A 19728-nucleotide genomic window follows, 5' to 3' on the forward strand; every position below is an offset into this window, starting at 1 on the left:
GGCTTGCGGTCAATATTGCCGAGCCCGGCGGCGGGCGATTTGCCGCCGGGCTCGCGGGCCGCTCGCGGCCCCTTATTCCTGTTCCGCCTCGAAGATCCAGAGTTCCAGCGTCGGCTGGGGCTGGCCGGCCTGGTCGGTCATGCCGAGGAAGGCCGGGATGCGGCGCTGTTGCTCGACGTTCAGCGCGGCGACCAGCGGCCTGGCGGCGGCGACGATGGTCTTCAGGTCCTGCGCCCGCGAGGCTTCCGCGTCGGCGAGGCGTTCGAGCACGTCGAGGAAGCTTCCGGCGGCCGTCGCCTTGACGCGCGCGGCGGCGCGCTCGCCCGCGTCCTTCGACGCCTGCCGCAACGCGGCTTCCAGCGGAGTCCAGAGCTTCTCCTGCTCGGGGGTGAGGCGGATCACCGTCTTCAGCGCCAGCAGGCGGGCGTCGAGCGCCGCCTGGGCGTCCTCGTCGCTGTAGAGGTCGACCAGCGGCGGGGGCGCGTCGGCGACCGGCGGCGCGGCGGGCGCCTGGGCATGCGCGGCGGTGGAGAGGGCGAGCACGGTCGCGAGCGTCGCCAGAGAGATCGGACGTATCATGGGGATGTCTCCGTTAGCGCGAGCGATCAGGGCTGGTAGCCGCCGCCGGGCAGCGGGCCGTGATAGGGGGTGTCGCGGCAATTGCCCCACGGCCCGCGCCAGAAGCCGGCCGGGCAGCCATTGCCCAGATAGACCGGCGCCCCGGCCGGGGCGGCGAAGCCGCCGCCGGGCAGGGGGCCGACATAGGGCGTGTCGCGACAGCCGCCCCACGGCCCGCGCCAGGCGCCGAAGCCGCAGCCCTGGGCGACGGGCGTCGCCAGCGAGCCGGCTTCCGGCAGCGCCGGGGCGAGGGGAGCGGCCGAGGCCGGAAGGGACAGAAACGCGCCGCCGAGAACGGCGAGCAGCGCGCAGGCGAGGGGACGCCCGGCCCGTGCGGGGCGGGTGGCGGAGTGCGGCGTCATGGGCTTCTCCGGGGTGGACTGAAAGGAAGCGGCGCCATGGAGACATGCGGCTCCGGAGGCGACAATTCCCCGAAGGGGTAGGCCCGTTCCGGCTCCGTTCCATCCCCTCCACGCCCGGACCGCCCCGGAGGCGCGGGTGCAAGCCGTTGATCCGACTCAGCTTGGAGTCGCACTGTTGCAGCGGGGACTCTAGCTGGGGAAAACGATCGTTTCGGACGTGAACCTACTCGCGGCGAGTCTGCGCATATTGTAGCCTCCCCCCAGTCAGATACGACATCTCGTGCGGCGGCATTCCCTAGTGGCGTTTGCGACGTGTAACCCGGTCGGGTGTTCCAGGCCGGAGGGGTGAGGGATTCCGTCTCTCGGTCGGCAGCGCGAAGGAGGTACAGCGATGAACTGGACGGACGAGCGCGTCGAGCTGCTCAAGAAACTCTGGTCGGACGGGCTCTCGGCGAGCCAGATCGCGGCCGAGCTCGGCGGCGTCACCCGCAATGCCGTCATCGGCAAGGTCCACCGGCTCGGCCTGTCGGGCCGCGCCAAGGCGGTTGCCTCGGCGGCGCCGCGCGCCCGCAAGCCGCGTCCGGCGGCCGCCGCCAGCATGCGCCCGGTGGTGCACGGCAACACGGCGCTGGCGCCGGTGATCCGCCCGGTCATCGAGCCGGAGCCGGAGGAGCTTCCGGATCCGATCGCCAACGTGATCCCGATGGCCGAGCGCTGCACCATTCTCGACCTCACCGAGTTCACCTGCCGCTGGCCGGTCGGCGAGCCCGGCAAGGCCGACTTCTTCTACTGCGGCAGCCGCACCAAGACCGGCCTGCCCTATTGCGCCTATCATTCCCGCATCGCCTACCAGCCGGTGCAGGACCGCAACCGCCGCCGCGTCGCGCGCTGAGCGCCCGCGTGCCGGATGGCCGTGCCCGCGGACACGGATCCGCGCGGTTACGGCGCATGACGATGGTGGCTCCGGGACGCCCGGCGCCATAATTGGGACCAACTTTACCGGCCCGGTCGTCCCATGCTCTTCCGCGCCTCCCAGCCCTCGCGACGCCAGACGCCCGCCGATGCCGAGCCCGGCCATTTCTGGCTGCGCCTGAGCGCGGAGGAGGTTCTCGTCCAGCTCCGCCGCAATCCGCGTGCCCGCCGCTACACGCTGCGGGTGCGGGCGGCCTCGCGCGACGTCGTGCTCACCATCCCGGCGCGCGGCACGCTGCGCGAGGCGTTCGACTTCGCGCGGCGCCACGCCGGCTGGGTGGAGACGCGGCTCGCCCGCCTGCCGGAGGTGGTGGCCTTCACGCCCGGCGCAGTGATCCCGCTGCGCGGCGTGCCGCACCGCATCGTCCACCGTTCCGGCATGCGCGGCACGGTGTGGACCGGGGCGGAGGAGGGCGAGCCGGCGCTCTATGTCGCCGGCGATCCGGCGCATGTGGCGCGCCGCGTCGGCGATTATCTGCGGCGCGAGGCGCGCAAGGACATCGTCGCGGCGGCGCACCGCCACGCCCAGGCGCTCGGCGTCTCCATCGCCCGCGTCACCCTGCGCGACACGGCGAGCCGCTGGGGCTCGTGCTCGGGCACCGGGGCGCTGTCCTTTTCCTGGCGACTGATCCTCGCCCCGCCGGAGGTGCTGGACTATCTCGCCGCGCACGAGGTCGCGCACCGGCGCGAGATGAACCACGGCCCGCGCTTCTGGGCGACGGTGGACCGGCTGTTCCCCGCGCGCGACGCCGCCGAACTCTGGCTGAAGAAGCACGGCCCGGCGCTGCACCGCTACGGGGCGGAGTAGGAGCTTGCTCCCCCTCCCAATGGGAGGGAATGCAGAGGAAGGCCGCGCTGTTGGCTGTCGTCATGGCCGGGCTTGTCCCGGCCATCCACGTCTCTGGACCGGGGGAAGTCGTGGATGCCCGGCCAAGCCCGGGCATGACGGTGTTCCATTCTCGGCTGCCATCCCCGCGGAAAGCCGCAGGCCGATCCGGATCGTCGCCCGACCGCTGCGCGGTCGACCCCTCTCCCACGGGAGAGGCGAAGCGGGAGCCGCTCACCCCCGCCCGAACAGCTTGTCGAGCAGCCAGTTGTCGAGGCCGGGGCGTGGCGCCGCCGGGGCGGCCTGCGGGCCGCCGGTGACGACCGGGTCCTCCGGCACGTCGCCGGGCGGCAGCGCGCCGGGCCCGCCGGGCTGCTCCAGGCCGGCGCCGGGCAGCGCGATGATCGGCATGTCCTTGTGCGCGGCCTTCATCACCTGGCTCCAGATCTCCACCGGCAGCCCGGAGCCGCCGGCCTTCTTGGTCGGCGAAGAATCGTCGTTGCCGAGCCAGACGCTGGTGATGAAGCGGCCGGTGTAGCCGACGAACCAGGCGTCGCGGTAATCCTGGCTGGTGCCGGTCTTGCCCGCCGCCGGCCAGCCCGGCAGGTCGGCGCGGCGCGCCGTGCCGGTGACCAGCGTCTCGCGCAGCATGCGGTTGATCATCGCCACGTGCGGGGGCGCCATCACCATGCCGCGGCTCGGCTGCGCGTAGGAGAACAGCACCTTGCCGCCCTTGTCGCGCACCCGCTCGATGACATGCGGGGTGATGCCGACGCCGCCATTGGCGAAGGGCGCGTAGGCGCTCGCCATCTCCAGCACCGAGACTTCCGAGGTGCCGAGCGCAATGGAGGCGTTGGGCTCCAGCTTCGAGCCGATGCCCAGCCGGTGGGCGGTCTTCACCACCTCGTCGGGGCCGACCTCCAGCGCGAGGCGCACCGCCACCGTGTTCAGCGAAAGCGCGAGAGCGGTCTTCAGGTCCACCGCGCCGCGATACTCGCGGGAGAAGTTCTCCGGCTTCCATCCCTTGATCTGCAGCGGGGCGTCCTCGCGCACCGTCTCCGGGGTGAGGCCGCGCTCCATGGCGGTGAGGTAGACGAAGGGCTTGAAGGCCGAGCCCGGCTGGCGTCGCGCCGTCACCGCGCGGTTGTACTGGCTCTCCTCATAGGAGCGCCCGCCGACCAGCGCGCGCACGCCGCCGTCGGTGTCCATCAGCACGATGGCGCCCTGCTCGACGCCGAGCTTCTTGCCGCTCTTGGCCAGCGCGTCCTTCAGCGCCTTGTCGGCGGCGGCCTGCAGCGCCGGGTCGACGGTGGTCTGGACGACGAGATCCTGCTCGATCGGCCCGACCATGGACTTGATCTGCTCCATCACCCAGTCGGCGACGTAGCCGAAGGAATCCGGTCCCTGCGCCTTGGCCAGCGTCGCCGGCCGGGCGAGCGCGGTCTGGCGCATCTCGGGGGTGATGAAGCCGGCCTCCTGCATGGCCGCCAGCACCACCTCGGCGCGCGCCTGCGCCCCTTCGAGGTTGCGGGTGGGGGCGAGCGAGGAGGGCGACTTGACGAGGCCGGCCAGCATCGCCGCTTCCGAGAGCGTCACCTGCCGGGCCGACTTGCCGAAATAGCGCTGCGCCGCGGCCTCGACGCCATAGGCGCCGGCGCCGAAATAGACGCGGTTCATGTAGAGTTCGAGGATTTCGTTCTTGGAGTATTTCGTCTCCAGCCAGATCGAGAGGATGAGCTCCTGCACCTTGCGCGAGAGCGTGCGCTCCTGCGTCAGGAACAGGTTCTTGGCGAGCTGCTGGGTCAGCGTCGAGCCGCCCTCGCGCAGCCGGCCCGAGGTGAGGTTGACGAAGACCGCGCGCACCAGGCCCATCGGGTCGAGCCCGAAATGCGCGTAGAAGCGCCGGTCCTCGATGGCCACGAAAGCCTGTGGCAGATAGGGCGGCAGCGCCCGCAGCGGCACGTTGGTGCCGCCCATCTCGCCGCGCGTGGCGATGGTCTTGCCGTCGGCGCCCTGGATGATGACGGTGGGTGGGCGCTCGGGAATGGCGAGGTTCTGGATCGGGGGAAGCTGGCTCGCCTCGTAGACGATCAGGCCGATGAGCCCGATGACGGCCCATATGCCGAGCACGATGCCCCAGTAGATGACGAGCCCGAGGCCGCCGCGCTTCGAGGACCGGCGGCGCTTGCCGCCGGAACCGCCGCCCGAGGAGCCCCCGCGCGCGGCGCCCGAGGAACCGTTGCCCGAGGAACCGCCACCCTTGCCGCTGCCGCTTCCCTTGCGTCGCTCCGGCTTGCCGGAGGCCCGCTCGCGGGCGAGTGGAGCGGTGGCGAGGGTCGGGCGGTCGTCGGCGCTCAGGCGCAGGTCGCCCCTACCGCCGGGTGCATCCAGCACCGGCTCGCGCCGCTCCCTCTCGCCTCGCCGTCCAAACATGAAAACCCCGCCCCGCAGGGCACCCCGTAACAACCGGTAAACGAACCCTAAATCGCGTCGTTTAAGGGGGCGTTAAAAGGCCTTTGTGTGTCGCGCGAGCAATTTCAACGCTCTAGCGCCAAAACGTTCCCGGCGTTCCCGGGCGCGTTCCCCGATTTGTTCAGGGGTTGTTCTTGGTGCGGGCCGCCGCCACACGGCGGTGAGCCTCTAGCGTGCCGCGGTCATAAATCCGCGCTGTCGTCCGGGTGTCGGAGTGCCCAGCCGCCTTGGCGGCGTCTTCCAGCAGCACGCCGCTCGCGCGAGCGTCGGTGATGCCGCCGGCGCGGATGTCCCGGCACCACATGCTCGCCGGCCAGCCGGCTTTCGTGGCGATCGTCCGGAACGTGCGCTGGAAGTCGCGTTGGGGGTAGGGGTGCCCCTTCGGGTGCCGGATCAACGGGCCGCTGCGGTCTTCCTGTGGTATGCGCGCAATCTCTTGCATCACCATGGGGCAGAGCTTCAGATCGCATTCGATGGTAATGCCGGTGGTCCGGCTGGTCTTGCCCGGCTGCCAGCGCAGGATCATGGAATCCGACACATTCGACCACTGCGGGCCGACCCATTTCGCGCGCCCGCGTATGACCGTCGACGGCTCCGGATCGGAGAGGGGCAACCAATGGCCGGCGACATCCCACAGGCGCTGCATCGTTTCGAACTGCAGCGCGACCGCCAAGGCTATTGCCGGGTGCCCTTCGGCGTGCGCGGCCCCGCGCAGGGCGACGATGTGCGCCGCGGCGGGAGCGCTGCGGCGGGGCGCCGGCTTTTCGAACTGCATCACGCCGATGATTTCCCGTAGATCGGGACAGCCACGGTGTCGGCACATGATGCCGAAGCCGAGCGCGGACTTCAGGATGGCGATGCAGGTGTTCGCCTTGGCGAGTTTGCCGCCGGTCGACCAAGCATCGAACCAGCGCCGGGCGTCGCGGCCATCGCAATCGGTGATGCGCCGTGCCCCGATCGTCTCGATGATGAGGCGGGAATAGTGCAGATAGGGAATGCGCGTCGATGCCTTGAGCCGGAAGAACGGGCTTTCCGGGTCGCTGATGTAGATGTCGACCAGCGAGCCTATGGTGCCGTCGAAGCGCAGTGCTGGCCGGTTGTCCGGCTGGGCTGCGAATTCCCGCATCTGTGACGTCAGCGCTCGGCAACGATCGCTGATGCCAATCATGAAGTGTGGGTCGGTGGCATCGTAGTGGATGGGCACGGATTTAGGGGTGAACCCCTTGCGCACCATCTCGGTCGGGGCGATCCAATAGGCTGCCGGTGGCCCGGCCTTGCGACGACGCCATTTCAGGCCTGGCGTCGGGAGCCTTCGTTCAGACATGACCAGTTCTCCTCGCCGTCCGGAACGGACGGGACCGCCACGTTAACAAGTCCGGCGCGGCGGTCGAGATAGGCCTTGACCGCCGGCCAGTAGCGGCCGCCGAAGAGCGGATCGACCGTCGGGAGGCCCTTGCGTTCCAGAAGGGCCGCGAGGCCTCGCCATTCCCCGGCGCGGTTCGGCCCCAGCAATTCGCGGGCTATCTCCGCCTCGGATGGATAGAGGGGCATTTCACGGACGGCGCGCTTCATGGCGCCCGCGCCATGCTGATAAGCAGGCTCGCAGCCGCGACGAAGCCGAACATGGCGAGGGACACCCAAAGCAGGCGACGCCGGCCAGCGTATGCGAACTGGGCGCGCTGCACGCTCTCGACGGCCGCCTGCATGGCTTCCTCTGGCGTGGACCAGACGTGGCCGCCCTCGGCGGTGATCATCAAGTTTTCCTGCAGGTCGAAATCCTCGACCAGATGGCCGTCGGCGTCCCGCCATTCGAGATGCACCTCGCCAATGCCGAGTTCGCCGGGGATGCGCAGGCGCAGGGTGCGAGGGTCCGACGACCACAGGTGCACCTCCTTGCGGCGGGCTTCGGCATAGCCGATCTCCCACGCGGTGCCTGGGTCCATATGGTGACCCCGGAAGGGCGAGATGTTCGCCACCACGACATCGGCCTCGTCTATCATGTCGCGGCAGCGGCGCTTGATCTCTCCGGCGCTGAACAGCGCCCCGCCGTCGAGCGGATAGATGCCCTCGGCGCCGAGGCGCGCGGCGGCTTCCTTCAGTCGTCTGCCTTCTGCGAGCGCGTCGGGGCGGAAGACTTCGGGGCCGGCGAGGTAGAGACGCGGACGCTTGGTGCATTGAGAGGCGGGCATCAGGCGCTCCTTGCGTCCAGCACGATGCGGGAAAGGGCCGCGATGATATCCGGCTCCAGGACCTTTGCCGCTCGCAAAGCGACCGAGGCGCTGTACAGCTGGGAGGCGACGAGAAGCGGATTGATGTCGCGCTCCTCCCACCAGCCTTCCTCACCATGCCTGTGCTGCGCGTCCGAGCTCACGGTGTGGAACCAGGCGCAGAGCGGGACTGCCCATTTATCGTCCGGCTTGATGCCGGTTCCGGTGACGGACTTGCCATAGAGGGCGCTTGCATACCGGATGTGTGCCGCCTCGCCGGCGGGAGCTCGACCGCTCACCAGGCACGGCAATTGGCGTATCAGCTTCAGATGCGCAGGATCCTCCATTCGACCGCGCGGCGGCCGGGACTTCCGCTCGTTTTTCGCGCGCGGACCTTTGAGCCTAGGGCGGATTCCGGTGTCTATGCGCCATGCCATGGTCAGCGTCCGAACTTCGATATCCAGTAGTTTTCCTTCCGACGCTGATCGCTCGTGATCGGGCGGAGACGCGGCTTGAACGCATCGGACGGGGTCGGGAAGAGGCTGCCGTCAGGTTGCCGGTTGGCGATGGAGAGCAGGACGTCGCCAGCGCACGGCCATCCCAACGGTGGCCAGTCAGCAAGATTGCGGCCTCGAAGCCGATACTCGATTTCCTCGATGGCAGGAGGAGCGGGTAGGGCGCGCTGTAGTGCGTCTGGAGTGTAGCACCACCAGGAAACCTTCGAGGTCAGACCGCCCATCAGCCAGTCGCGATATGCCTCGGCGAGCATGGCAAGGCGATGCTGACGATCGTCCACCCATTGACGCCCGCGCAACACCAGATCGACGTAGTGATGATCGGTCCAGAACGGAGGACGCCATCTGGTCGCCCGATCAACGCGGACCGCGCCAGCCGGCACAAGCGTTCGCTCGCCCGACTTGCCCAGCTGCACCCTGCGCGGAAGACGCCTCGCTTCACCGACCATCGCGAGCCATCATTCACCGTCCTGATCAATGATTTGCTGGGAGGGGTCCGCGTCATCCGGGTTCAGGAAGAGCCAGTAATGCTCGCGGACTGCGCGTCGGACCACGTCAGGCGAAGTGTTGAACGTGGTCGCGGCCTCGGCAACTGATACGTCGCGGCCCTGCTGCATGAATTGCCAGACGGAGATGGCATTACCGAAGTCAATGAGCGAAACGCCCGTCTCGCCGTCGTCGACGAACAGTTCTTCGGTCCAAGGGGAAATCGCCGGCGTACTCACTCTGCGGCCTCCATGCCGGCGCAGATCGCTTCGCCTTTGCGGACGCCGTCGCATTGTCGGCTCCTTCTGCCTCCGCACGAAAGCGCTCCAGAGCAGCGGACGCGGCCGCCCGCTGTGCCGGTGTCGTCGCCGTCGCAAGAGCGTTCTGCAGTTCCTGCTCGCGCCGCACGGCCTCGGCCTGCGGGATCAGGTTCCCGTAAGCATCGGTCATGGACCGAATCTGATTGGTGATGCCTTGAAGCGCGGCCTCCTGCGCCGCGCCATCGCCGACACCGGCGGCAAGCGCCTCCCGCAGTTTGGCCTGCTCCTTCTGCAAGGTCAGGACCTGCTCGATGCGAGGATCTCGCGATCCGAGAATGGCGCGCGCTTCCTGATCGAGGACGTTTCGGGCGGTTCTGACGCCCTGTGCCTCGATAAGCGCGCGGTCAGCGTAGAGCTTCGACAGCTCGGTATTCAGCTCGCGCTGTCGCTTGAGTACCTCGTCGTAGGAGTACCCATACTGCCCGCTTCGGGCCTGCACACCTTCCAGATCGCGCAATTGACCTTCGGCCGTCGCAATCCGTTCGTCGAGGGAAGGCCCGGAAAGCAACGCATCGACGCCCCTACCCATGGCAGCGTAGGCATCGGATGCCATGTTGCGGACCGACAGCCATGCCCGCCCTAACAGCGTCAGATTCTCCGCCGCCGGCGGGAGCGTCTGTGTCAGCCGCTGAAGCAGGACAGCCGCCGCCTCGTGGGTACGGTTACTGGTCGCAAGGTCGCGGATATAACGAAGCGTCGTTCCGTCGAGAAACAGCAGCTTCTTGTTGAGATCCTCCGCACCCTTGGCCGGGTCAGCGAAGGCCGCCGCGATCTCGGCCGATGCCGCCGATAGTTCTTGCTGCGTGACCGCCGCATACTGCTTGGTGGCACCGACAAGCCCCTCATAGAAATCGACGCCGACTTTTCCTGTCGAGGTAAGCGCTGCCACGATCTCCCGCGCTTCGCCGACGGTCGCGTCCGTAGCATCAGCAGCGGCAAGGGCGATTTCATTCAGCTCGTCGACCGTCGCGGCGGTTGCCCGCCCCCGGCCCTGCAGAGCAGCCTGCAACTGCTTCTCGCCGGCGAGCCAGCTGCCATAAGAGGCGACGGCCGCAACGCCGATTGCAGCAACGGCGGTCACGGCCGCGCCCGCCGGCGTGACGAGCCCGGCGATAGAGCCGCCGAGGGCCTTGAGACCGCCGACGACGCCACCCTGCTGACCGGCGAGGATCTGGTAGATCTGGCCCAGCTGCGACGCCACGATCTGCATGGGCGGGGCGCCCATCGCCATCATCGTGAAAACGTCGTTCAGTTGATAGGACAGGTTCGCAAGATCGTGGCCGGCGAGCCGCACCCGGCCTGTCGCCTCCTGCACGCCGCGCATGGCGACAACCTGTTCAGCGAACACGGTCTTCGTGCGGGCAACGGCGTCGGCACGCTGCACCTCGGTGAGGATGCCGACCTTGGCCGCCTGATTGATCTCCTCGAGCGTCTGCCGGTACTGCCGCTGAAGCGCCGTCAGCGGCACATATTTCTCCCGCAGCCGCTGGATCTCGTCGCCGACCGCCGCAATGTCGGCGGCGCGCGCCGTCGAACCGAAATCATCCCGCACGCCGAGGCGCTGATTGATCGAGGTCTGTGCGTTCGCCGCCCGTGAGCGCGCGAGATCATCCTCCGCCTTCCGCGCGGCTACCAGCGTCGCCACATAGTGCTCGTACTCGCGGGCGAAGGCGGCGATGTCCGCCGCCCGGGCCTCCGTGCCGAAGTCGTCGCGCACCCCAAGGCGTTCGTTGATCGATGTCTGAGCGCTCGCCGCCCGTGTCCTGGCGAGATCCTGCTCGGCATTCTTCGCCGCGACCAGCTTGGCGATGTAACGGTCATACTCCTGCGCAAAGGCGGCGATGTCCGCCGCCCGGGCCTCCGTGCCGAAATCATCCCGCACGCCGAGCAGCGTAGCGTAGCGCTGCTGCGCTGCCGCGGCCTCCTCGATGGCGCGGGTTTCCTGCTGCACGCGCCGGGTGGCTTCCGCCTGCGCCTGGCTGACCACGCCCAGCTTGGCGTGCATCAGGTCGAGCGTGCGGCTGTAGTCCTCTGCGGTGAGCCGCCCCGTCTGCTTCGCCCTATCGAGACGCTGATGCTCCCGCGCGAGCGTCTGGAGCGTGCGGAACTCCTCGTCATACTTCCGACGGATCGTATCGGCGGCGCGGCCGGCATCGAGCTGTCGCTTGGTCACCGTGTCGGTGACGGTTGCCATGGTCGCCCCGGTGCGCGCGACATTGCCCTGCGCGCTCGACACCGCATTGAGATCCGCGGCGGCCTTGTCGGCACCACGGCTCTCATACTGCGTGACGACGCGCCGGATCTGCTCGACGGTGATGGCCATCGATGCCTCGTGGTCAGGAAGATGAAGAGGTGCGGGAATTCACGGCATCGTTCAGGGCCGCGCCCATGGCGGCGATCAGGCCCTGAAACCGTTCGAAACGGTCGACGTCGTCGATGCCGTAGCGCTCGGCATAGCGGTCCACCGAGGCGAAGGGGATGACGCCATGCGGCCCGCTGGAGCGGGACGAAGAGAGGGCCCAGAAGGCCCGCCACTCGAATTCAAGTACGAGGCGGCCGGCATCGTGCATCGCGGGGAGTTCGTCTTCTCGAAGGACGCGGTGGGCAATGCCGGCGTCGCTAACCTCGACGCCCTCCACCGTGGCCTCAAGGGGTACGCGGATGGCGGGAGCGTGGGGATGATGTCCGCGCTTCGCGGGATGCGAAGCGGCCTCAATGACAATGTTGTCGCTCCTCAGGTCAACGTGCAGGTGAACACCCTGCCGGGCGAGACCGCAGAGGTGACGCAGAGGCCCCGGTCGGATGGCGGCGTCGATATCCAGGTGCAGGTGCGCAAGATGGTGGAATCGGTCGTCGAAGAGCAGATTTCCGGCCGGGGCCGCATCGCCCGCTCTTTCGAGCGGGCCTACGGAGTGCGGAGGCAGACCGTCTGATGGCTTACGTCAATTGGCCGGCGGACGTGCCTCACAGGCCGGAACGCGGAAACTGGAACGTCAAGCGAGGCCGCGAGGCGCTCGCGACAGAGATGGAGGGCGGCGATACCCGTCAGCGCCGCAGGCCCGGGGACGATGTCGCATCCATGCAATGGGGCGTGGCCTTAACGCGACCCAGATGGCGGCGTTCGAAGCGTTTATCGCCACGGTCGGAGAGGGCGCCGCACGCTTCCTCATGCCCGTTTCGCTTGACGGCCAGAGCTACACGACACGCGTGATCCAGATCGTCGGCGGCGCCGGTGGCATCAGCTACAGTTCGATCGGCGCCGAGACGCTGGTTTCGTTTTCCGCGCTCGTCTTTCCCGCCAGCATGACGCCGCCCTGACATGCCCAATCCCTGGAACGCAGCATGGGAGGAGGCGGAGGCCTCCTGCCGAACCGACATCGTCGTCTATGACACGCTGGAGCTTCAGCACCCGGCCATTCAGGACGAGGAAGGCGACGCCAAACCGGCCCGCATCGTCAATGACGTCCTGGAGCGGACCTTTGGGGTCGAGGCCGGCGCGCTGTTCAACCCGGGTGCGCCCGCGGTGTTCTTTCCGTCGGCCTTCGGCGCGGCCTTCCCGGAATACGCCGAGGGTCAAATCCCCCAGTGCGAGATCACGATCGACAACGTCGCGCGCGAGCTCACCGCCTACCTCGAGGCGGCCGTTGGCTACAGCGCCGACCTGAAGGCAATCTTCCGGCAGTACAGCAGCGAGGACACGTCCGAACCGATCTATGGGCCTGTCGAGTTCATCATCCGTTCGGTGCGGGTCTCCGGCACGACGATCCGCGGCACGGCCCGGGTGTCGAACCTCGCCGACAAGAAGTTCCCGACGCGGGTCTACACCCGCAAGCGCTTCCCCGGCCTGGTGCGCTAGGCGCCGGCCATCCTTCAACATGATGGAGACTGCGATGCTCTCGCGCCGTACGATGCTGCGCACCCTTGGGCTTGGTGCGCCGGCTGCTGCAGCTGCGGCTGTGCTGCCAGACGTTCCGCTATACAGGGCGGACGCCGAGCAAATGGAACGTTCGCAGCGCCTCGTTACGGCCAGCTACATCGACGCCATTGAGGCTGAGATGGGAGACATCACGGCCGGCCGGATGATCGTCAGCGGCGTGAACAAGCCGATCGACGAAATCTCCTCGCTCGACGGAAGTCTGACCATCAGTTTCAAATCCGGCGCCTTCGACATCAGGGCCTGACCATGCCGCACGCGATCCTCATTCACGGCGAGCGTGTCCGCACCTTCGACACGCGCGAGGAATGCATCGCCGTCGCTCTCAAGCAGTGCTGGGGGCGCCTCGACGACGCCGGCACGTTCGTCCCTTCGCCTGGTACGGAGATCGTGCCCGTCGACCCGCCGGCCGGTACGGACCCGGAATGATCGACCGTTCCGCCTACCTCACGTCTCTGATCGGGCGGCCGTGGTCACGCGGGTACTCCTGCTGGCATCTGGCCGTCGAGGTCCAGCAGGCGCTTTTCGGTCGCAATCTGCCTGACGTGAGGCTGCCGGATCAGCCGTCCTGGCGATGGATGATCGATACCATCGAGGCGCACCCGGAGCGCCAGAAATGGCGCGAGACGGCAGCCGCGCAGGTCGTGGGACTGATCACGGCACCGGATGGTGCGCTGGTCGCCATGGCGCGCGCCGACCGCGTCGCTCATATCGGTGTCTGGCTCGCACCGGAGCGCCTGGTGCTCCACTGCGACGAGACGTTCGGCGTGCTGGCGGAATCCGTCGCCACGCTGCGCGCTTCAGGCTGGGGCCGCGTCCGCTTCTTCGAGCCTGCCACGGACTGAACCCATGACCGCTGTGACCGCTCTCCCGGTGCTGCACATCGCGCTGCCGGGGATCGAGCTTGCGCGCGCGATGTCCCGGCCGCGCGAGACCATTGCCAGCTTCCTTCGGCGGGTCGGCTGGAGCACCACGCTCGTGCCGACCATCTGCGTCGTTGATGGCGCGCCGGTGCTGCGCGCGGCGTGGCGCAAGACCCGGATCCGGAGGGGGATGGCGGTCGAGTTCCGGTCGATGCCGCAGGGCGGCTCGATGAGCGGGAGCTCTATCGCCGGCCTGCTCGGCGTCATTGCGCTCTCTGCCCTGGCGCCCTGGGCCACCGGCGTGCTTGCAAGTGCGCTCAGCATCACCAGCGCCATTGGCAAGGGGCTGCTGGGGGCCGCTATCCTCGCCGGCGGGAGCTTTCTCCTGTCCATGCTTCCCCGTGTCCAGTCGGGAGGCTCGCAGGACGAGGCGACGCCGATCTATTCGTGGTCGCGGCAGACCAACTCGGCCAAGCCGCTCCAGCCGGTGCCCTCTGCCTACGGCCGCACCAAGCGCATGCTCGATTATGCCGCGGTCCCCTGGTCGAGCTTTGAGGGCGGCAATCAGTTTCTCCACGTCCTGCTGTCCGAGGGCGAGGGCAAGTTCTCGCGTGAGCAGATCCTGATCGACGACACCGTGCTCTGGAACAGCACGACGGGCATCAACCCTAACTTCAGCGGCGTCACCATCGACTTCTACGATCCTGGTCAGGAGATCACGGCGTTCCCGATCAACGTCGAGACATCCACCGAGGTCGATGGGCAGGAACTGGCCTATCCGGCGTGGACCGGCGGATTCGTGGTCAACAGCGCCGGCTCGACAGCAACCCGCCTCGTCGTCGACATCGTCATGCCGAGCTGCGGCAAGACCAACGATGAGGGCATCCTGACACCTCATGCCGTTGCCGTGATGTCGGAGTACCGGCCGGTCGACAATACCGGCAACCCGACGGGCGACGGATCGTGGTCGACACTCGCCTTCGGTGGCGGCGCGTTCTGTTCGAAATCTCCGGTGCGCTTCAGCCTGACCGGGGACGTTCCGCCGGGACGTTATGCCGTGCGGGCGCGCCGCACGACGCCCTCGTCGACTGATGGTACCGTTCAGGACGACCTGACTTGGGCCGGCCTTCGCGCCTTCATCACCGGGCCGAAGGCGTTCCCCGTCTCCACCATCGCGATCCGGGCGAGGGCGACGGATCAGTTTTCCGGCGATGCGGCTAGCCAGCTTTCCGTGGTCGAGACCCGCATCCTGCCGGTATGGGATGGCGCCGCGTGGGTGGATCTGCCGACCCGCTCGCCGGCCTGGGCCGCACTCGATATCGCGACCAATGCCGACTATGGCGGGCGCCTGCCTCTTACGCGCGTGGACTTTCAGGCCTTCGTCGACCTCGCGGCGCTGAGCGCCAGCCGGGGCGACACCTTCGACTACGATTTCACGTCGACGCAGCCGGTCACGGACGCCCTGGATATCGCTCTCGCCACTTGCCGCACCAAGCACAAATGGCTCGGGGGCGCCCTTTCGTTGGTGCGCGACCAGTGGTCCTCGATCCCCTCGATGATGCTGACGGATAGCGAGATCGTCCGTGGCTCCATGGAGATCGAGTACCTGATGAAGCCGACCGAGGCTTCGCAGTGCGTCGTGCTCGAATACATCGACGAGAGTACGTGGAGCATCGAGGAGGCGGTTGCTCCGCGCGATGCCACCGAGGAGCAGATCGCCGATGCCACGCGGCTCCAACTGCCCGGCATCGGCAATCGCACGCAGGCGCAGCGCGAGGCGGAGTTCCTTCTCCGGCAGAACCTCTTCCGCCGACGGACGGTGACGCTGGAGACCGAACACGATGGCCGCATGCTGTCGCTCGGCTCCGCCGTTCTCCTGCAATCCAACCTTCCTCAGCAATGGGGACAGTCCGGCAAGGTAGTCCGCAATGTAGGGCTCGGGCTGTTTCTGGATCGGCCGGCGACGTGGTCGGGCGGGCAACACTGGATTTCGCTTCGGGACGCACGCGGTCGGGAGTTCGGCCCGATCAAGTGCAGTATGGGACTGAACGCCAGCATTGCCGTGCTGGACAGCGTCGATCTGGCAGCCGTCGAGGTCGCGCAGGGGCTGGATCTCGCTGACGTGCTGGTGCCCAGCCCGGGCGGCGCGCTGCCGAGTTATGCGCTGGGTCTCGGGACGACCTGGCGGCAGCGCTGCGTCGTCTCCCGGGGCTCGCCGTCCGGTGACCGCGTCCAGCTGGAATTCTTCGTCGACGACGTGCGCGTCCATGATGAGGATCACACGGCGCCGCCTCCGCTGCCGGACGGATCGGCTCTGAGCAACCAGGCGCAGCTCGTCGTCGCCGGCCTGAGCGCCCGCTTCATCGCCAATGAAATCCCACGGCGCGTCGAGGCAACGTGGTTCCCAGCCGTGGGCGCGATCTCCTATCTCGCCCGGGTATCCTATGACGGCGGCGAGAGCTGGGTACCGCTGCCGGAAACCCGCGATCCGACGCTATCGGCTGTGGTTGACCCCTATGCGCTGCGTCTCTCGGTAGCGGCCGTGTCTGCGAGCGGGAAGAGGGGGCAGTGGACTTACATCGACCTCGCCCAGCCCTCCATCAGCAACGACAACGTGCGGGTGATGGTCGATAATTTCGAGGTCGGCCTGCACCAGTACGTCGTCCGCCACAACAGCGATGCGCTCAGCCGGGTCGAGGCTATCGAGGAGTGGATGGCCGAGCTCGTCGTCGAGCAGGACGCCCAGAACTACAGCGACAAGCAGCGCTGGGATTTCGAGCTTCGGTCGAGCGCCGAGCGTGTGACCGCCTCCTATACGCAGGCGATCACCGTGGCGACGGGACCGGGCTCGGCGCTGGCGCAGTCGATCACCAATCTGCAGGCGCAGGTGGACGACTTCGAGACCAATCTGTCCGTCCGCTGGGTAACGGCGGCCTCGCTGCCCTCCGGCGCCATGGCGGCCTATGAGATCGTCGCCAAGGCCAGCAGCGCGGTAAACACGTCGCGGGCGGCAGTGCTGGTCGCTGCCTACGCCGACGGCGCCGGCGGGGCCTATTCGGTCTTCGAGGCCGAAGCGGACCTCTTCGTGCTGACGCGGCGCGTGAACGGCCAGAGGGTCACGCCGTTCGTCGTCAATGCGACCGGCATCTTCGTCAGCGGAAACATGTATCTCGACGGCTCGATCACGGCCGCGAAGCTCAACATCGGCACGCTCTCGGCGATCACCGGCAATATGGGGACGCTGACTGCCGGGCGGATTCTTAGCCCAGACGGGAAGATCGACTTCAACCTCAACGACGGCTATCTGGATTTCTGGTCCTGATGGCCTCTCATTTTTCCATCTTTCGCGATCCTAGCGGGCTCGTTCGCTTCCGCTCCTGCCTGCCCCCGTACAATCCGAAAGATCTGAATCTCGACGCGCGTCTCGTTACCTTCGACAGCACATGGACCAGCTCCATGCGGCTGCTCACCAACGACGTGGTTCCGGGCTCCTCGCTCTCCACGCGGACGCTGACCTACACCGGTTTCGGCACGACGCCCGGCGACGGCACGCGCACGGTGCGGGTGCTACCGCTGGCGGGCGCCAACGGCCCCGGCCGGCCGACGCTCGCCTGGATGCGGAACAATGGCGGCACGCTGACCTATCATGCCGCCAATGCCGATGTGTCGACGCCCGGCACCACGATGAACTACGCCCGCGGCTATGGCGTCTGCGGCGTCACGCTGGTGGACAACGAGATCCAGTTCTCGCCGTCGCGGGCGAGCATGGACTACGCCTACTTCGTGTTCGGGGTGAGCCCGACGTCGGCGGAGGCCGGCGGAAGCAATGGCGGACGGAGTGGTCTGCATCCGCTTTACGGGCGAGGACTCTTCTTCTCGCGGCCCGGCTTCAACCATCTGACCTGTACGCTCGACGACATGATGCTGTCGACGCGCCGCAACCACTTCCAGATCGAGGAGACGGGGGCAGCGTTCCCCCAAACCTATGGCGGGGGCGGGACGACCTTCGGCACCAGCAAGGTGAACGGCGATCCGTTCCCGATCCTGCTGGGTGGCGCTACGCTACGCAATTGCGGGATCGTGACGCTGAAGAAGTCCTATCCGCATTATCCGCCGGTGATCGCCTATTCGATGGGGACGGGGCACCAGCAGGCGCCCAGCATCTTCTGGTTGTCGGCCAACCAATTGCTCATCGCCGGCATGCCGGATGGCACGACGGGCATCCGCTATGCCGTCGTCGCCAGCGACCCGGCCTATCAGCCCGGCATCGACACATCGAGCGTGTCCCGCATCCGCTTCTGGCGCGGTCAAGAAGCCTTGGTCTCCAAGCACAACATCAGTTGGTTCAATGCCGGGGCTAACGATTTCCTGTTCCGGTCGAGCCGCATCTCGCCGCGCTTCGCCGACTTCGGGTCGATCCTCACCGGCGGCATCTCCGGGATGTACGGTCTGCCGGCGGGCGGCATCCCGCCGGACGGCGCCGGATCGCCCTTCGGCTTCTTCCTCGTGCAAGACCAAGGTCAATGGTGGTGCGGGGCCGGCTTCGTGCACATGCAGGACGTCGTGACCGCCACAGGCACCTACTACAACACGCGGTTCCGCGCCGCGATCGTCGACCGCACCCGGTACTGGTGGTTCCGCGACGCCGCGTGGACCGGAAGCATGTTCGGCTGGCTGGCCGCCATGAACCTCAGCGACTTCTAGGACACCCCACATGGCTGATTATTACAACACCGGCACGGTGAGCGTGGCGGCGGATGGCATCACCGTGACCGGCGCCGGCACCTTCTGGGAGCCGATCATCCGCGATGGCGACACGATGGAGGTTGCGGGACAGCGGGTGACCGTCGGCGTGGTGGTGGGCAATACCGCCCTCGTGCTGGCCTCGCCGGTTGCCGGCGCCCCGATCAGCGGCGCCGCCTATGCGATCCGCTTCGACGCGCCGACGCGCTTCAAGAACGTCACCCTGCTCTCGCAGGTGCGCTCGATGCTCGACCAGATCGGGATATTCGAGAAGGCCCGCCCGAACTACGAGGTCCAGTCGCTCGGCACCAACGCGCCGCCTGGCGCGCCGGTGACCGGCGATCTCTACGTCGTCGGCACCGCGCCGACCGGGGCATGGGCGGGGCAGGCGAACAACTTGGCGCAATGGACCGGCTCGGCCTGGCTGATCACCGCCCCGCAGCGGGGCACGACGGTGGTGAGCGTCGCGACTGGCAAGACCTATATCTGGTCGGGAGGCGCGTGGGGTGTCTATGTGCCGCCGTCCCCCTTTATTGAGGGGCTGATGGACGACGCCGATGCTGCTGCTGCGCGTGCCACGCTGGGGGCTTGGGAGGATCGAGGTTACGTGCCGGTGCAGCAGGGCACCGGCATAGATCAGAGCGGCAACCTCATAAAAATCGGCCTCAAAACCGGGAACAAGATCGGGATAACTGTCGATACCACCAATTTCGGCAATCTAGCCCGTGAAGGCGCAGCAGAGTTCACCGGCACCCCCACCGCTCCCACTGCTGCCGCAGCTACCAATACGACGCAGATCGCCACCACAGCCTTTGTTTGGGCGTGGGCAAATGCCAGCGTGCGAGAATCTAGCACCGGGATGCTGAAAGGGCCCGGCTTCCGGGACACCGGAAGTGGATATGGTGGTCACCTTAGACTTCAAATGTCCAATAAGCTGAGCTTTCATTGGAACAATGGCTTTTACTACAACGTCGACGACAATTCGTGGGTGCTGATCAATTCGTCGCCGTCTGACGGAAATCTGAAGAAGGACGTTTCCGACCTCCACGGTGCGCTCGCTAAGGTGCGGGCTCTTGAGCCGAAGGAATTCGAGTTTGTCGCCGACCTTCCGATTGCACACACGCTAGGCCGCCATCCTGGTCTGATCGCCCAGAACGTGCAGACGGTGCTTCCTTCGGCGATCGAGGAATCCACCTTGCCGGAGAGCGAGGACAGCTACCTTCGATATGCGCAGGATGCCGACAAGCAGCTTATCGCCCTGCTCATCGGAGCGGTGAAGGAACTCGCGGCGCGCGTCGAGCAGCTTGAGGGCGCGTGACGGCGGCGCGGCCATCGAGGCTGTGCCGCCTCGGCGCCAAGCAGGCGATCGATCTTGCGGAAGATGAAGCCGCCGCACGGGCTGCGGCCGAG

At 67.4% G+C, this 19728-nt stretch carries 22 protein-coding genes; 11 read left to right on the plus strand and 11 right to left on the minus strand.

Annotated elements, in window-relative coordinates; translation table 11 throughout:
- Nucleotides 1-72: 72 nt before the first annotated feature.
- Both FO470_RS04905 and FO470_RS04910 read right to left on the minus strand, forming a co-directional pair.
- Nucleotides 73-579, minus strand: a complete 507-nt coding sequence (locus tag FO470_RS04905; protein WP_144341756.1) for a Spy/CpxP family protein refolding chaperone — start codon at nt 577-579, stop codon at nt 73-75.
- 26 nt (nt 580-605) lie between these two features.
- Nucleotides 606-980, minus strand: coding sequence for a GCG_CRPN prefix-to-repeats domain-containing protein (locus FO470_RS04910; RefSeq protein WP_244616862.1), 375 nt, complete (start codon nt 978-980; stop codon nt 606-608).
- Between the two features lie 391 nt (nt 981-1371).
- Here FO470_RS04910 and FO470_RS04915 point away from each other — a divergent pair, with 391 nt between their 5' ends.
- Both FO470_RS04915 and FO470_RS04920 read left to right on the plus strand, forming a co-directional pair.
- Nucleotides 1372-1872 (plus strand): GcrA family cell cycle regulator, encoded by a 501-nt coding sequence (locus tag FO470_RS04915; protein ID WP_144341757.1) that lies wholly within the window; start codon nt 1372-1374, stop codon nt 1870-1872.
- A 123-nt stretch (nt 1873-1995) separates the two neighbouring features.
- Nucleotides 1996-2760, plus strand: coding sequence for a M48 family metallopeptidase (locus tag FO470_RS04920; protein WP_144341758.1), 765 nt, complete (start codon nt 1996-1998; stop codon nt 2758-2760).
- A 252-nt stretch (nt 2761-3012) separates the two neighbouring features.
- Here the strand turns inward: FO470_RS04920 and FO470_RS04925 are convergent, their stop codons facing one another.
- The 9 genes from FO470_RS04925 to FO470_RS19475 form a co-directional block, all read right to left on the minus strand.
- Complete coding sequence (locus FO470_RS04925) at nt 3013-5211, minus strand: transglycosylase domain-containing protein (protein WP_186291831.1); 2199 nt, start codon at nt 5209-5211, stop codon at nt 3013-3015.
- Between the two features lie 160 nt (nt 5212-5371).
- The gene (locus tag FO470_RS04930) at nt 5372-6574 is read right to left on the minus strand and encodes a site-specific integrase (protein WP_144341760.1); all 1203 of its coding nucleotides are present in this window, start codon (nt 6572-6574) and stop codon (nt 5372-5374) included.
- Entirely contained in the window at nt 6541-6822 is a 282-nt protein-coding gene (locus tag FO470_RS04935; protein WP_144341761.1) for a hypothetical protein, read from the minus strand. Before FO470_RS04935 ends, FO470_RS04930 begins: the two co-directional genes overlap by 34 nt.
- The gene (locus FO470_RS04940) at nt 6819-7439 is read right to left on the minus strand and encodes a nucleoside 2-deoxyribosyltransferase (RefSeq protein ID WP_144341762.1); all 621 of its coding nucleotides are present in this window, start codon (nt 7437-7439) and stop codon (nt 6819-6821) included. Before FO470_RS04940 ends, FO470_RS04935 begins: the two co-directional genes overlap by 4 nt.
- Nucleotides 7439-7804, minus strand: a complete 366-nt coding sequence (locus FO470_RS04945) for a hypothetical protein (RefSeq protein ID WP_246659471.1) — start codon at nt 7802-7804, stop codon at nt 7439-7441. The genes FO470_RS04940 and FO470_RS04945 overlap by 1 nt, the downstream gene beginning before the upstream one ends.
- Nucleotides 7805-7896: 92 nt before the next feature.
- Nucleotides 7897-8421 (minus strand): DUF4326 domain-containing protein, encoded by a 525-nt coding sequence (locus tag FO470_RS04950; RefSeq protein WP_144341764.1) that lies wholly within the window; start codon nt 8419-8421, stop codon nt 7897-7899.
- 9 nt (nt 8422-8430) lie between these two features.
- Nucleotides 8431-8697, minus strand: coding sequence for a hypothetical protein (locus FO470_RS04955; RefSeq protein WP_144341765.1), 267 nt, complete (start codon nt 8695-8697; stop codon nt 8431-8433).
- Nucleotides 8621-11101 carry a phage tail length tape measure family protein gene (locus FO470_RS04960; protein ID WP_246659472.1) on the minus strand — a complete coding sequence of 827 codons (2481 nt, stop codon included), beginning with the start codon at nt 11099-11101 and terminating at the stop codon, nt 8621-8623. Before FO470_RS04960 ends, FO470_RS04955 begins: the two co-directional genes overlap by 77 nt.
- 13 nt (nt 11102-11114) lie before the next feature.
- A complete protein-coding gene (locus FO470_RS19475) occupies nt 11115-11417 on the minus strand; it encodes a phage tail assembly chaperone (RefSeq protein WP_186291832.1) in 303 nt (100 codons plus the stop codon).
- Nucleotides 11418-11456: 39 nt separating this feature from the next.
- On the opposite strand from FO470_RS19475, the gene FO470_RS19480 reads away from it, so the two are divergent.
- The 9 genes from FO470_RS19480 (at nt 11457) to FO470_RS05005 (ending at nt 19636) form a co-directional block, all read left to right on the plus strand.
- Nucleotides 11457-11711 (plus strand): hypothetical protein, encoded by a 255-nt coding sequence (locus FO470_RS19480; RefSeq protein WP_186291833.1) that lies wholly within the window; start codon nt 11457-11459, stop codon nt 11709-11711.
- A gap of 178 nt (nt 11712-11889) precedes the next feature.
- Nucleotides 11890-12096, plus strand: coding sequence for a hypothetical protein (locus FO470_RS04970; RefSeq protein WP_144341767.1), 207 nt, complete (start codon nt 11890-11892; stop codon nt 12094-12096).
- 1 nt (nt 12097) lies between these two features.
- The gene (locus FO470_RS04975) at nt 12098-12634 is read left to right on the plus strand and encodes a DUF1833 family protein (RefSeq protein ID WP_144341768.1); all 537 of its coding nucleotides are present in this window, start codon (nt 12098-12100) and stop codon (nt 12632-12634) included.
- A 34-nt stretch (nt 12635-12668) separates the two neighbouring features.
- The gene (locus FO470_RS04980) at nt 12669-12959 is read left to right on the plus strand and encodes a hypothetical protein (protein WP_144341769.1); all 291 of its coding nucleotides are present in this window, start codon (nt 12669-12671) and stop codon (nt 12957-12959) included.
- A 2-nt stretch (nt 12960-12961) separates the two neighbouring features.
- Nucleotides 12962-13141, plus strand: a complete 180-nt coding sequence (locus tag FO470_RS04985; protein ID WP_144341770.1) for a hypothetical protein — start codon at nt 12962-12964, stop codon at nt 13139-13141.
- Nucleotides 13138-13557 carry a hypothetical protein gene (locus tag FO470_RS04990; protein WP_144341771.1) on the plus strand — a complete coding sequence of 140 codons (420 nt, stop codon included), beginning with the start codon at nt 13138-13140 and terminating at the stop codon, nt 13555-13557. Before FO470_RS04985 ends, FO470_RS04990 begins: the two co-directional genes overlap by 4 nt.
- A 4-nt stretch (nt 13558-13561) precedes the next feature.
- Nucleotides 13562-16897: a host specificity factor TipJ family phage tail protein gene (locus tag FO470_RS04995; RefSeq protein ID WP_144341772.1), complete on the plus strand. Its 3336-nt coding sequence runs from the start codon at nt 13562-13564 to the stop codon at nt 16895-16897.
- 134 nt (nt 16898-17031) lie between these two features.
- The gene (locus tag FO470_RS05000; RefSeq protein ID WP_144341773.1) at nt 17032-18279 is read left to right on the plus strand and encodes a hypothetical protein; all 1248 of its coding nucleotides are present in this window, start codon (nt 17032-17034) and stop codon (nt 18277-18279) included.
- Nucleotides 18280-18289: 10 nt separating this feature from the next.
- Complete coding sequence (locus FO470_RS05005; protein WP_144341774.1) at nt 18290-19636, plus strand: DUF2793 domain-containing protein; 1347 nt, start codon at nt 18290-18292, stop codon at nt 19634-19636.
- The last annotated feature ends 92 nt before the right edge of the window (nt 19637-19728 follow it).

The sequence above is a fragment of the Ancylobacter moscoviensis genome (assembly GCF_007559435.1).
GTDB lineage: Bacteria > Pseudomonadota > Alphaproteobacteria > Rhizobiales > Xanthobacteraceae > Ancylobacter > Ancylobacter moscoviensis.